The organism is Tissierella praeacuta, assembly GCF_040396155.1.
GTDB classification, from domain to species: domain Bacteria; phylum Bacillota; class Clostridia; order Tissierellales; family Tissierellaceae; genus Tissierella; species Tissierella praeacuta_A.
In genome coordinates, this window is record NZ_JBEBOY010000056.1 from 1 (window position 1) to 14,400 (window position 14,400).

General features: G+C 30.9%; 11 protein-coding genes. 1 reads left to right on the forward strand and 10 read right to left on the reverse strand.

Annotated elements, in window-relative coordinates:
- Nucleotides 1-60: 60 nt before the first annotated feature.
- The 8 genes from ABWP20_RS16730 to ABWP20_RS16765 form a co-directional block, all read right to left on the reverse strand.
- Complete coding sequence (locus tag ABWP20_RS16730) at nt 61-933, reverse strand: ABC transporter permease (RefSeq protein WP_353097354.1); 873 nt, start codon at nt 931-933, stop codon at nt 61-63.
- A 37-nt stretch (nt 934-970) separates the two neighbouring features.
- Nucleotides 971-1,894 (reverse strand): nickel ABC transporter permease, encoded by a 924-nt coding sequence (gene nikB / locus ABWP20_RS16735; protein WP_353097355.1) that lies wholly within the window; start codon nt 1,892-1,894, stop codon nt 971-973.
- A gap of 447 nt (nt 1,895-2,341) precedes the next feature.
- Nucleotides 2,342-4,012 carry an amidohydrolase gene (locus tag ABWP20_RS16740; RefSeq protein WP_353097356.1) on the reverse strand — a complete coding sequence of 557 codons (1,671 nt, stop codon included), beginning with the start codon at nt 4,010-4,012 and terminating at the stop codon, nt 2,342-2,344.
- 35 nt (nt 4,013-4,047) lie between these two features.
- The gene (locus ABWP20_RS16745) at nt 4,048-5,601 is read right to left on the reverse strand and encodes a Na+/H+ antiporter NhaC family protein (protein ID WP_353097358.1); all 1,554 of its coding nucleotides are present in this window, start codon (nt 5,599-5,601) and stop codon (nt 4,048-4,050) included.
- 649 nt (nt 5,602-6,250) lie between these two features.
- Nucleotides 6,251-7,609, reverse strand: coding sequence for an allantoinase AllB (allB, locus tag ABWP20_RS16750; RefSeq protein ID WP_353097359.1), 1,359 nt, complete (start codon nt 7,607-7,609; stop codon nt 6,251-6,253).
- Between the two features lie 149 nt (nt 7,610-7,758).
- A complete protein-coding gene (gene allC, locus ABWP20_RS16755; RefSeq protein WP_353097361.1) occupies nt 7,759-9,009 on the reverse strand; it encodes an allantoate deiminase in 1,251 nt (416 codons plus the stop codon).
- A gap of 175 nt (nt 9,010-9,184) precedes the next feature.
- Nucleotides 9,185-10,324 carry a pyridoxal-phosphate-dependent aminotransferase family protein gene (locus ABWP20_RS16760; protein ID WP_353097363.1) on the reverse strand — a complete coding sequence of 380 codons (1,140 nt, stop codon included), beginning with the start codon at nt 10,322-10,324 and terminating at the stop codon, nt 9,185-9,187.
- A 98-nt stretch (nt 10,325-10,422) separates the two neighbouring features.
- Nucleotides 10,423-10,770: a cupin domain-containing protein gene (locus ABWP20_RS16765; protein ID WP_353097364.1), complete on the reverse strand. Its 348-nt coding sequence runs from the start codon at nt 10,768-10,770 to the stop codon at nt 10,423-10,425.
- Nucleotides 10,771-10,976: 206 nt separating this feature from the next.
- Here ABWP20_RS16765 and allE point away from each other — a divergent pair, with 206 nt between their 5' ends.
- The gene (gene allE, locus ABWP20_RS16770) at nt 10,977-11,741 is read left to right on the forward strand and encodes a (S)-ureidoglycine aminohydrolase (RefSeq protein WP_353097365.1); all 765 of its coding nucleotides are present in this window, start codon (nt 10,977-10,979) and stop codon (nt 11,739-11,741) included.
- Between the two features lie 54 nt (nt 11,742-11,795).
- Here the strand turns inward: allE and ABWP20_RS16775 are convergent, their stop codons facing one another.
- The gene (locus tag ABWP20_RS16775; protein WP_353097366.1) at nt 11,796-13,451 is read right to left on the reverse strand and encodes a PucR family transcriptional regulator; all 1,656 of its coding nucleotides are present in this window, start codon (nt 13,449-13,451) and stop codon (nt 11,796-11,798) included.
- Between the two features lie 33 nt (nt 13,452-13,484).
- Nucleotides 13,485-14,333, reverse strand: a complete 849-nt coding sequence (locus ABWP20_RS16780) for a transposase (protein ID WP_353097368.1) — start codon at nt 14,331-14,333, stop codon at nt 13,485-13,487.
- Between the last annotated feature and the right edge of the window lie 67 nt (nt 14,334-14,400).

Here is a 14,400-nt window from a genome sequence, read left to right on the forward strand (position 1 = left end):
TATATTCTTTTCTTTTATTTAAAAATTTGTTCTTGACATATTACCAGATTGCTTCAAAATCTAATTTTTTAGCTTTGGATCAAGCGCATCCCTAAGTCCATCGCCTAATAAATTTAGTGCAAGTATTGTAATCATTATTGCAATCCCAGGAAATATAGTCATATATGAATAATCCCTAATATATGCTCGTCCACCTGAGAGCATTGCTCCCCATTCAGGTGCAGGAGGCTGAATTCCTAAACCTATAAAACTCATTCCTGCTGCAGTTAATATTGCCCCTGCCACACCTAATGTAGCTTGTACAATAACTGGAGCTAAACTATTAGGTAAAATATGCTTAAATATTATTCTTAAATCTCCAGATCCTGAAGTTTTAGATGCTTCAATAAATTCCATCCTCTTAATTGACATTACTGCAGCCCTAACAATTCTCGCATATGTAGGTATTGAAGATATACCTACTGCAATCATTAGATTAATTAATCCAGGTCCTAGTGCTGCAACTATTGCTATTGCAAGTAACATTGACGGAATTGCCAATAATATATCCATTATTCGCATTATAAGATTGTCCACCTTTCCACCATAGAAGCCTGCAAGAGCACCTAAAAAACCTCCTATTAATAACGCTATGCCTACAGCAATAAATCCTACAATAAGAGAAACCCTAGAACCATATATTACCCTGCTAAAAATATCCCTGCCAAATTCATCAGTACCAAATAAATGTATTCCATTAGGCTTTTGAAATGTATTTAATAGATCTTGTTCTTCATAACTAAAAGGTGCTATCAATCCTGCACATATAGATGATGAAACCAATAAAGTCAAAATAATTAGACCAAGGACTGCCATCTTGCTCTTTTTTAATCTTCTCCAAACATCATACCAAGGTCCTTTAGATCTTGGTTTTTTAATAGGTTCTGCTTTCATGTTAATCCCTCCATTCCAATATATAAGTTCCTTTATTCTAATCTGTATTAATTCTTGGATCTACATACGAATATAATAAGTCAACAATTAAATTCACAATGCTAAATGTTACAGCTATAAATAATACACATCCTTGTACAACTGGGAAGTCCCTATTCTTTATGGATTCGATCATCAATCTGCCTAGTCCTGGTATTGAAAACACCGATTCTGTAATAATCGCTCCACCTAGTAAAGAACCAAATTGTAATCCTATAACTGTAATAATTGGAATAAGAGCATTTTTAAAAGCATGTCCAAATATAACTACTTTCTCACTTTGACCTTTAGCTCTAACCATCCTAATATAGTCTTGCCTAATTACTTCCAACATACTAGATCTTGTCATTCTAGTTAATACTGCGATACTTTGTGCGCCTAATGCTATAGCAGGCATTATCATAGACTTCATAGATGTTAATCCAGAAGGTGGAAGCCATCCCAATTTTACTGAGAATAGCAATATCATCAAAAGTCCTACCCAAAACATAGGCATAGATATTCCTAACAAAGCTAATAATGTTATTAAAGAATCTAATAAGGAATATTGTTTAACAGCTGATATTATTCCAAACAATATACCAATGATAATAGCAACTATTGTTGATGCTATAGCTAATTTCACAGTATTGGGAAATACCTCTAATATCTCGGTTAAGACAGGTCTCTTAGTCGAATATGATGTTCCTATATCTCCTTTAGTAAATATTTTCTTGATATAGTTTCCAAACTGAACTAAGAAAGGATCATTAAGTCCCAGTTCTTCTCTTAATGATGTAATCGCTTGTGCATCAGCTTGCTCACCTAACATCATCTTAGCGGGATCGCCAGGGGTGATATAAAGCAAGGTAAAAACAATAAAAGATACACCAAATAAAACTGGTAACAAATACAGCAGTCGTTTAATTATGTACTTTATCATAATATCCTCCTTGTAATTAGTAAAAATTTTCTAACATCTTTTTTCAAAAAAATTATTATCTTTTTTAAGAAATATGCACTAGATAAGTTTTTCAAAAACCTTCGTGAATACTTTAAATTTGTAGCTATCTCTAACTAGTCCTTAGCTGTACTGCTGCGCTAAACTAATATTAAAAGGATATCCTTAAAAACATTATATTATTTTTTATAGAGTTATTGTTTATCTCTATTGGATAAAAGGATTTTATTAATTTATCCTATTAATGCAAATAAAAAGTTTAAGAAAAATAAAACAACTTGTATTCTTTAAAGAATACAAGTTGTTTTATTTTTCTTAACTTATTAAGCTTATTATTAAAACACTTACTCCTTTCAATTCCACATCTTATCTAAGTTTTCTCAATAATAATTATAGTTGATATTATTTATCTATGTCTCCAATTTAATTTTAAGATTCGTATACTATTTTTCCATCTATAATAGTCTTTTCAACCTTTATATTTTTAATATCCTCTTCATCAATATCTGTTAATGCTCTATCCAATACCACTAAATCCGCTAATTTTCCCTGTTCAATAGATCCTTTAATATTATCCTCTTCTGTTAAATATGCTCCATTTATTGTCATCATTCTCAAGGCTTCTTTTATATTTATACTTTCTTTAGTACCCAGTTGGTAACCTTTTATACCTTTTCTTGTAATTATTGCATACATATTGATAAATGGATTATAATCAGCACAAGGCATATCTGTGCCTAATGCTATCTTTACACCAGAATTTAAATATGTCTTAGTAGGAGTATATTCTTCCATTTTTTCCTTTGTTAATAAATTTATATATCCATCTGCTTCTCCATATATAAAAGAACCCTGAATACAAGCTATAATTCCTGCTTCTCTCATTTTCTTTAAACTATCTTCTGTAGGATAATAAGCATGAATAATTTGATGTCTCCTAATTACTGGATTATCCTTATAAGCTTTATATATAGCATTTACAGCAGCTTCTATAGCAGTATCACCCATCACATGTATTCCCACTGACCACCCAGAATCATGTGCTTGTTTTACCCAGCCATTTAGTTTATCCAAATCTAATCTTAATTTTACTTCTCGTGGTGCATCCTCTCCTAGATATGGCCAAGATTTCAATGCTGTTTTTGATGTTAACCCCCCATCAATAGCCATTTTTAATCCACCAAAACGTACCCACTCATTGCCAAATCCAGTATATATACCAATATCATCAATATATCTTGACATTTTGTCCATTTGTTGCTTAAGAGTAAATCCATACCAGTTTGGCATAAGATTAACCCTTAAGCCTAGTTCATTTCTTCTATAAAGATTTTGATATGCTCTACATATTGTAGGGCTGACACCTGGCTCTACTACACCTGTTATACCTAATTTTATATAATTCTCTATAGCCATTTTTATTGATTTTTCTAGTACATTTATATCAGGTTCTCCAGATGCATCTCCAAAATCATCACTTCCAAAAGGACCAGGCATTACTTTTCTAACTAATAATATTGCTGTTCCATGAAGTATGCCCGTTGGCTCTCCTGTTTCTGGGTCCTTTTCTATAATTCCTCCTTCTGGTACTACAGTATCCTTATCAATACCAGCATACTTTAAGGCTAAGGAATTTACTACAGTTGTTCCAAATATTCTCTCTAAAACTACAGGATTCTCTGGAGATACTTCATCTAAATCGTATTTGTTTGGCATTCTATTCTCTGTAAATTGGGTTTCTATCCAACTACCTCCTTGTAGCCATTGACCTTTATCCATTCTAGAAATCCTATTTTTTATTTTTTCTTTTAATTCAGTAATACTTCCTATGGAAAATGTAATTATTCCATCCATTAATAATCCAGTTTCCCATATATGATTGTGAGAATCAATTATACCAGGAATCACTGACTTTCCTTTCAAATCAATTAATTCGGTTTTTTCACTGGAATATTTACTTACCTCTTCAAAGGTTCCAACTGCTAATATCTTATTATCCATTAGAGCTACTGCTTCTTTTATTGAATCTTCTTTATCCACTGTATGGATTTCTCCATTATATAAAATGATGTCAGCAATAAACATACAAGTATTATTCATTAACTTTACTTCCTTTCTAATAAATTTCCATACTTTTAAGCATTATTAGAACTCATCTTTAATTCTTGATTTACAGCGATTTTATGAAATATATTAAGCCCAATAACTATAGATACTGCTGTTGCTATGAATCCTATCCATGGATTTATAAGTCCACCAAAACCAAATCCTATAGCTGAAGAAGAACCCACTAACAATGCATACGGCAATTGCGTCCTCACATGTTCAATATGATCCGCTCCTGCCGCAGTTGATGCTAGTATGGTCGTATCAGAAATTGGCGAACAATGATCCCCAAATACTCCACCGCTTAATACAGCCCCTATAACTAATGTCATAGGTAAATTAAAAGTCTGTGCTATTGGAATGGCTATAGGCATCATAATAGACCATACTCCCCATGAACTTCCTGTAGAAAAAGCAATAAATGCACCTATAATAAATATTATAGCTGGTAATATGGCTGGTGGTAGTGATGCTCCGCTTATGAAAGATACTACAAAGTCTTTTAATTGCATAACCCCTGTAATCGCACCTATTGACCATGCTAATACTAATATTATCGGAATTTCTGCATTAAGAACTATTCCTTTTACAAATTTACCAACTATTTCTGAATATTTATATAACCCAGCTCTAGCCCCCATTATTCCTGCAGCTAATCCTCCAATAATAAATCCTGTTGTAATACTTAAAGTTATATTGGATTCTTTTATAGAACCTAATATACCATTTGCTGCAATATTGCCTGTCCAAAATATTACAGCAAAGAGAGTGATAAATAATGCTACCATAGGAACAATAAAATTTTCAATACCAATAGTTTTACCATCTAATATATCTGTGTTACTATCATCATCTCTTTCCATAGGATTATCATTTTCTCCTATTAAATGCCCTGTTTCAATTGCTCTTTTTTCAGCCTTATACATAGGTCCAATATCTAAAGATGTTTGAATTACATAAAATAATGCAATTAGTCCAAATATAGCATAAAAGTTAAAAGGAATTGCTTTTACAAAAATATTCCATGGGTTTTCTGTTGAATTTAATAGAGCTAATTGAGTAGCTATGAGCCCAGTTGCATATGCAGAATAGGAAGTAATTGGAGATAATGTCGCAAACGGACAACCCATAACGTCACAAATATAAGCTAACTTTACTCTGGAAACTCTTAATCTTTCAGTTATAGGCCTCATAATTGTACCAAGTGTTAATGTTGGTTCTGTATAAATAAATGCGAAAGCTGAGAAGAATGCTACTGTTTGAGCCTGCTTTCTCGTTTTTATCTTTTTTGAAGCTATATCTCCTAAAGCTTTACCTGCTCCGGAGATTTTTATTAAATACACAAATCCACCACAAGCAGTTATTAACATCAACATCCCGGCATTCCATTCATTTCCAATTTGAGGAATCAAATAATCACTAATCATTTTGGGAATAGCCACTAAAGGATTCCAATTATTAATAATAGTAACACCTGTCAATACCCCTAAAATAAGAGATAGGATTGTATGCTTAGTAATTAAAGACATTACAATTGCTACAATTGGTGGTATAAGTGCAAGAATTCCATAACCACTTTCCATTTTAAAACCCTCCTAAAATAATATTTGGCTTTTACTTAATTAGAAGATAAAAATCAACTAAAACTTAACAGATATCTACAGACCATAAAAATAACATTTATTTATCTTAGATCCTCCTTTCTTGTTAAAAAATGAAATCAATATTATATATCATAGGATTCTTAGACCATATGAACTATTTTATATTGATATTATTCAACTTGAATTAAATATTTCTAACCTTATATAGATATAATTTATTTTCTATTAACGCTAATCAATAGCTTTCTAAATTTATGTATTCTATTTAATAATATTATATTAATTTTAACAAACTTTTCTTTATCCTTTATAGATAAAAATCTTTTTTTAGTTTATCTTGTTAATGCAAAAACAAATTTTGACAATTAATAAATTATATATGCTTTCTTTCACTTCATTATAAAATTTATATATTCAAAGATTATTAAAAAAGCTTCTTCTGAAACTGATTTATAGCTGTAAAGTAAAATAGTATATTCTTATCAATAATTGATAGTTGAATATACTAAAACTTATCTCTATTAAAAATAAAATATTAAAAGTCCATATATAAATCCCTTCTAATATCACAAAGAAAGTTTATATATGGATCTTATCCTCAATAGTAATTATTATCTTCCTTATCTATCTAGATTTCTTTTTTCACCAATTGTCCATATCCCTTTTTACCAATTACATTATTTTCTTCTGCTACAACTTCCCCTCTTAAAACAGTACAAATTGGTAATCCTTTTCCTTTTAATCCTACAAATGCTGAAATTTTATTAACATATTTTAAAGACTCAGGAGTGATTTCCCATTCTATTTCTGGATCTAAAATCACAAGATCTGCATCAAATCCTACTTCTATTGCTCCCTTTTTACCATATATTCCAAAAGCCTTAGCTGGACCCTCACTTAATGTACGTGCCAATATAGTTGGAGAATATCCTCTCTTAACGACGCCTTGGCTAAATGTTACCTGCATAACATTTTGGATGCCACTTATTCCACCCCATGCACCAAATATTCCATGAACCTTTTCATTCTTTTCCTCAATAGCACAAGGAGAATGGTCTGAACTAACACAACTTATGGTTCCGTTATTAACAAACTCCCACATACCCTCAACAGCTTCTATTTCTCTTAATGGAGGTGCACATTTAAATAAACTACCATTCTTTATAACATCGTCCCTATTAAAGGTTAAATAGTGACTGCAAGTTTCCCCTGTAACATCTACACCTTCTTGCTGGGCTTTTTGAATAACTTTTGCAACTTCAGGATGACTTACATGACAAATATGAATTTTGGCTCCTATTTCCTTTGCTAAATCAATAACATTCTTTGTTGCCATTATTTCTGAAATTAGTGGACGTGAATTCAGAAGGTCTTCCCATGTTTGGTCTTCTTTTCTATTGGCCCTTCCTTCTTCCCATTTAATGATGGAATAGTCTTCACAATGGAATCCTGCCCTAGCATCAACGGTTTTTAATATTTCTAATGCCTCTCTTACTTGCCCCATAGTTAATGAAACATAATCTTTGGATACAGGTCCAATGAAAGATTTAAATGCAACACATCCCTTATCATTTAATTCAACTAATGAATTCAAATTATAATCTACTAACCCACCCCAAAAACAATAGTCAACATATGCATTTGGTGAAACAATTTTGTATTTAGCATCAAAAATCTTCCCGTCAGTTAATGCTGGCTCATTTTGTAAAGGCATATCTATAATAGTAGTGATGCCGCCAATAGCAGCAGCTGCCGTACCATGTTCATAATCTTCTCTCCATGTATAGCCTGGATCATTGAGATGAGCATGAGTATCTATTGCCCCTGGAAATACATATTTCCCCTTTGCATCAATAATTTTATTGGCTAATACATCAATTTCTGATGATATCAACGCTGCAATTTTACCATCATTTACACAAATATTAGCATTATAAATTCTTTCAGTTGTAACTACTTGACCATTTTTTATAATTAAATCAAACATTTACATTCCTACTTTCTTGTAAGTTATAAAGTCCTATTAATTTAAAATTTACATATTGTCGTATCTTTAAATAGAAACTAGTATTTTCAGATCAACAACTTAACACACACTTATTAACTTATTTATCTCATTTTGATTTAAAATTTTTATTACTTATATGCTAAATAATATAATGTTTCTATTAATGCTTTAATTCCCTCAGCTAAATCCTTTGGTTCCGTGAATTCATCTGGATTATGACTTATACCTTTATGACTTGGTACAAATATTAGAGCCGTTGGAATTTTCTTTGCAAATATTTGTGCATCGTGACCTGCTCCACTATGCATTAATTTATAATTAAATCCTTTTTTATCACATTGTCCTTTGATAATTTGTACAAGATCAACATCCATATCTGTAGGTTTACAACTCATATACATTTTTATATTAATCTTTAAATTCATTTTTTTGGATATGTTTTTTATAATCTTATCTATCTCTTCTGTAAACTTTACAAGAATTTCTTCATGTATATGTCTTATATCTAATGAAAATATTGTTTTTCCAGGCACTACATTGACTATATTCGGTACTAAATTTATACTTCCAACTGTAGCAACTAATGGTTCTCCGTATTCTATAGCTTTATTTAAAATCTCTCTTATAATATTACTTGCTACATATAATGAGTCTTTTCTATATTTCATTGGTGTAGTACCAGCATGATTTGATTCTCCTATTACCTCTATATTAAACCTTCTTTGACCCACTATATACTGTACTATTCCAATAGACTTTTTCTCTATCTCTAAAACTCCACCTTGTTCTACATGTAGTTCTATAAATGCTTTAATATCATTTCTTCCTTCGTCATTTTCATCCTTGAAATCAAATCCTGCATTATGCATAGCTTCTATGAAATCCACACCTTTAATATCCTTTAATCCTTCAACTTCTTCCTTCTTAACAGTTTCAATAATGTTTTTAGAACCCCAAAATGTATATGGAAAGCGGCTGCCTTCTTCTTCAGCCATAGCTACTACTTCTATATTTCTAAGAGGCTTACCATATTTCTTTCTTAAATATTCCATAGCAATGATTCCACCAATTATGCCTAACTGCCCATCAAACCTTCCCCCATTTATTACTGTATCTATATGTGAACCAGTTAAAATAGTTTCATCTTTATATATAGTCCCTTCCAGCCTGCCAAAAGTGTTTCCTATCTTATCATGATAAGCTTCAAACCCCTTTTCTTCCAGTAAACCTGTCAAAGCCTTTTGAGTCTCTATCCATTCATTTGTATATAAGAGTCTGGAAATTCCCCCCTTAGGATCTAAACCATATTTACTTATCCATTCTAATAGTTCAACTGCCTCATCCGCTATATCATTTGAGTTTATTTCCTTATTCCTCACCCATTCCCCTCCTTTTTACTTCTATTCTGCATAATAATATTATATTATTTTAATAATGTTTTCTTTATCTCTTATGGATAAAAGAATTTTATTATTTTATCTCTTTGATGTAAAGATAAGTTCTGATAAAAATAAACACCTTGCGTTTTTTAAATATAACGCAAGGTGTTTTCCATTATCTTAAATTTGCTAATAAAACACCCATACCTTTACCCATTTCAATTTCAATTCCACATCTTACTAGAGTCCTTTCAATAGCACCTATAACTGACACTAAGTAGTGCTCATCTATATTACCCATATGTCCAAATCTAAACATTTTGCCAGCATATTGAGCAAGTCCTCCTGCTACTACAGCACCTTCTTCAGCTAATATCTTTCTAAACTCCGCATCATTTACTCCATCCATATACAATACATTTGATAAAGTAACTGCTCTATGCCTTTCATCTGCAAGAATAGTAAACCCTAAAGCTTCAAGGGAAGCTTGTGTTGCTCTTGCATATTTTATATGTCTTTTGTATCTATTTTCAATTCCTTCTTTTTTAATAATATCTACAGATTCTTTAAGTGCCCAAATAAGATTTACTGCTGGGGTCGCAAAATATTTTGATGGATCTTCCATTATTGGTATCCATTTTTCAAAATCAACATAATAATCAGGAATCATGCCAAATGATTTCCTTCTAGCCAAAGCTTTTTCACTTGCCCAAAGGATTGCAAGTCCTGGGCATACTCCAAATGCCTTTTGTGAACCAGTTAAAAGAACATCTATATTCATAGAGTTTAATTTTTCTGGCTCTGCAGCTGTAGCACAAACTCCGTCTACAATATATATAGTCTCTGGGAATTTTTTCATCATCTCGCCAATTTCATCTACTGATGCAGCTACTCCTGTTGCAGTATCTACATGAGTTACAGTCATAGCATGATAGTGCTTTTCTGATAATTTCTTTTCAATATCTGCAACTGGCACTATTTGTCCCCATTCAGATTGAATTACATCTACATTAATACCTCTTCTTTCACAGATTTCAATAAATCTGTTTCCAAAGAATCCATGGGATACAATAAGAATATTCTCTCCTTTTCTTACTGTATTTGCTATTGCCATTTCCATTGCCATAGTTCCTGTTCCAGCTATTACAAATACTTGTCCTGTTGCATCCCATAATTCCATCATGTCATTTAATAATTCTTTATAATCTTTTACAAAGTTTGGATCACCAAAAGCAACTGTCTCTCTACCCATTTCATCTTGAATACTTCTAACTACAGGTGTTGGCCCTGGTATTGCTACTAATTTTTGTACCATAATCATATACCTCCTAATATTTTTATAATATTTCTCAAGAATAAGTATCATTTTTGGTGCCTGGCACCAAAAATGATACTTATTTAGCCTATATTAATTTACTCATATAGTATTAACATCACATATTCTAAGTCTTCTTCCCCTGTTGCTTGGATTGAATGTGATTCACCATCTCTACAAATAGCTAAATCACCAGGTTCAAGAATTGTCCCAATCCCATTATCATTATATAAGGCTTTTCCTCTTAGTATAAAATATGCTTCTTGATCTCCTTTATGAACATGATAGCCAATGGAGTTTCCTGGTTTTATAATTGACTTTCCATATAATCGTCCCTTGCCTAAAAAGTCTTCTGTTTCGAAAAAATTGACTACAGTTACATATCCCTTTCCACCCTTAAGCCCTTCAATTACCTCTACATTATACTCATTAGACCTTCTTATCATTTTTTCACCCCTTTGCTTGATAAAATGAATTTTAATCTATATAATCGTTATAATATTATCTATTTAATTCAATTTTACAACTTACTTAGATTAAAATATGGATAAAAAGATCATTTTATTTTTATCTATATTGGATAAAGGAATTTTATATAATAAATTTAATAATATATTTAGTGAATATAATAAATTTAAGGGGGAGTTAAATAATGGGCTATCGTAATGATTTATTAAGCAGTAGATCAATTATAAGACATGGCAGTTATGCTCTTGTTACACCAGAAGGACTCGTAAACAATGTTATTCCTTATTTTGAAAAATCTACTATTAGTATAGTTGCATCGCCAAAACTAGGAGCTAGTTTTGTTCAATATATTATAAACATGGAAGCTGGAGGAAAAAACACTAAGGGATTTGGGGGAAATGGCATTGAAACCTTTGTATATGTAGTAGAAGGTGAACTAGATGTTCTAGTTGATGGAAAGAAATATGAATTAACTGAAGGTGGATATGTATACTGTCCGCCTAGTTTAGATATGATTCTTGAAAACAATTCAAATAATAATGCAAAACTTGTTCTTTATAAACAAAGATATATTCCCGTTGAAGGCATAAAGGAGCCATGGGTAGTAAGTAATAATGTTAAAGACTTAGAATCCATATTTTATGATGATATGGAAGATGTTATAATGATAGATTTCCTTCCAAAGGATATATCCTTCGACATGAACTTCCATATACTAACATTCCAACCTGGAGGTTCTCATCCATTCATTGAAACCCATGTTCAGGAACATGGAGCATATTTATTATCTGGTGAAGGTATGTATAACTTAGATAATAATTGGGTATCAGTGAAAAAAGGCGATTTCATATGGATGGGACCTTTTGTACAGCAAGCAACCTATGCTGTAGGCTATGAGCCTTTATCCTATGTTTACTCTAAGGACTGTAACAGAGACCCCGAGATATAATTTAATATAGTTTTCAAAAATAAATTAAAGTAGCTTCTATACTCATAAGCTACTTTAATTTATTATACGAAGAATCTTAAGTCCGACTTCAATTTCAAGCATATTTGCCCTATCTTCTATATCTAAATTGGTTATTTCCCTTATTCTATTTAATCTATACAATACCGTCTTATAATGAACAAATAATTCTTCAGCAGTTTTTACTGCATTTAAATTACAAGATAAGTACTTTTCTAAAGTATCTATAAGTTCATTATTTTTCTCTTTATCGTATTCCTTAAGTATCCATAAAGCAGGATGAACAAACTTCCTTAAGTCTTCTCTATTCTCATATCCACATAAAAGTTTATATATACCCAGTTCATCAAATGTAATAATACAATCTTTTCCAAATATTCTACATCCAAAGTCTACTGCATCTTTAGCTTCACCATAGGATTTTTTTATTTCAATTGGACTATTTGCAGCTCCACCTATTCCTATAGATACCAAAACATCTTCTATTTCATTATAAATAACTTTTTTAAGTTCCTTACCAAAATCCTTAATTATCCCATAATTTCTGCTTAAAGCAGCTCCCTTCTCTATGGGCCACAACATTATTATATAATCTCCTTTATTAATTGAAATATAATCTGTAGTATAATAATAAGATACTCTATCTATTCTTTTCTTTATTTTTTCCATTAATCCATGTAAACCTTCTGATACATTTTCACTAGTATTTACATGATTCTCATATTGACTTATATTTAAAAGAACCACTATAAATGTTCTCTCTAGATTCCATCCAAATAGATTACCCCTGTCAAATATGTTTTGTTCTGACTCAAACCTTCCATTTATCAAATCATCTATTAAATCACCTTTATATTTCATTTCAACTTCTTTAACTGCTACATCTTTTAACATTTCAAGCCTTAGGGAAGTTGCGCCACTTTCTAGGGCAATAAAATCTAAGTCTTCCATTATCCTATTTTTTTCAATTACACATAAGTATCCCTTTATCTCTTTTAATATTTGAATTGGATCTGCTATGACTGTATATACAGTTTCATCTGTATCTGGTATCTTTATCTTTAAACCATAGACTGGATAGTCCTTCTCTACCAAATCTCTAATATCATCATCCAATATCACTATATCTTTATATTTTTCATCATTCCAAGCTATAGGTATCAATTCATTATTTAATATTACTACAGGGTTTTCAACTAAATCCTCAAGTGTTTTTGCAACTGATGATATTCCCTTCATTTCAAGTGATAACTTAGTAAATCTTTTATGGCAATCCTTATAATAATTAAGTCTATTAACTTGGTCATTAAAAATTTCTCCCATGACTGGATACATTATGTCTATATATTTTGTATCCCCTGTTATTTCGATAATTGGAAAATCTAATTGATTTCCTAAATCTATTATCTCTCTTGGTATAGTAGTTAGAAATCTAGAAGTCTTTATTATTAAAGCAGCAGCCCCCTTATGTGCTAATTTTTGTACTAGTTTCTTTTGTATCACAATGTTTTTATCAATTGAATAAAAACTAGTCAGCAAAAGCTCTCCTCCCTTAATCCAATTCGCTATATCAGGAGCTTCAATTATTGTAATACCATCTACATAAGTATTTTTATTTTCAACTGTTCCAGCTACTAATTTTGAATTCTTAAAGCAAGGCATTTTCATTAATTCCCTAAGTAATATACCCAAAATATCACTCCTTTAGTTGAATCAATAGTATTGTCAGTAAATATTTCTTTCATTTAAAATCTTTCTTATGGCTCCACCTGTAATACTTATGTTCCTGCCTATCTCCTTCGTGGTATATCCTTGACTCAAGGCTTCATAGGCATATTCATATTTGTACTTTAATAAATACCTCTTTCTTGAGCCGCTTTTAATTAATTTATAGTCTAAGTTTGTGGGACAAAATATCTTCAATATATTATCAAGCGAAACTATATTTTTATCCTCCTCCAATGATTTCCTAAATTCCTCAGTACCTATGACTTCTTTATCTTCAAACTCTTCTTTTGAAATCATATAATCTTCAACAGGCTCGTCCATTAATTCATTATATTTATGAATAGCTTCCATCCTATTTTGTGAAAATATATCCAATAATTCATTAATATTCACTAGATTGTCCACATTCATTCTATAAAACGCATCTGAACTCCATTTGTACTTTACCATATTGTCACATATACTAGCATATACTGGATTGTTATGTATATATTTTATTAATCTAAAAAGATAAGATTCATTTTGAACTAAAATACTCTTATATCTACCTTCAAAAAGAGAACCTGTTCTCTCGTTTTTCCAATTATAGTATTTAGCATATCTACTATTTATTCTATGCATTATCTGACTTATAGGAATATTATGAGTTTTTATAACAAAATGATAATGATTATCCATTATCACATAGGCCAATAAGTGAAAATCAAACACTTCTCTTAGCTCACCAAGTATCTTTAATAGTTCAACTTTTTCTTCACTTTCTTCAAAAATAAAAGCCCTGTTATTCCCTCTTTGAATAATATGATATATTGCACCGTAATATTCTATTCTTGGTTTTCTTCCCACAATAATCCTCCTCTCGTATAATATGTTTAGAAGCACTTTTTATTAAGTCTTCTAAGCATATTATTTA

Excerpts from the sequence above, each read along its gene's own strand:
- allE (WP_353097365.1), top strand. The coding sequence starts at position 10,977 with ATGGGCTATCGTAATGATTTATTAAGCAGTAGATCAATTATAAGACAT.
- ABWP20_RS16760 (WP_353097363.1), bottom strand. The coding sequence starts at position 10,324 with ATGGTACAAAAATTAGTAGCAATACCAGGGCCAACACCTGTAGTTAGA.
- ABWP20_RS16765 (WP_353097364.1), bottom strand. The coding sequence starts at position 10,770 with ATGATAAGAAGGTCTAATGAGTATAATGTAGAGGTAATTGAAGGGCTT.
- ABWP20_RS16740 (WP_353097356.1), bottom strand. The coding sequence starts at position 4,012 with ATGAATAATACTTGTATGTTTATTGCTGACATCATTTTATATAATGGA.
- ABWP20_RS16730 (WP_353097354.1), bottom strand. The coding sequence starts at position 933 with ATGAAAGCAGAACCTATTAAAAAACCAAGATCTAAAGGACCTTGGTAT.
- ABWP20_RS16745 (WP_353097358.1), bottom strand. The coding sequence starts at position 5,601 with ATGGAAAGTGGTTATGGAATTCTTGCACTTATACCACCAATTGTAGCA.
- nikB (WP_353097355.1), bottom strand. The coding sequence starts at position 1,894 with ATGATAAAGTACATAATTAAACGACTGCTGTATTTGTTACCAGTTTTA.
- allB (WP_353097359.1), bottom strand. The coding sequence starts at position 7,609 with ATGTTTGATTTAATTATAAAAAATGGTCAAGTAGTTACAACTGAAAGA.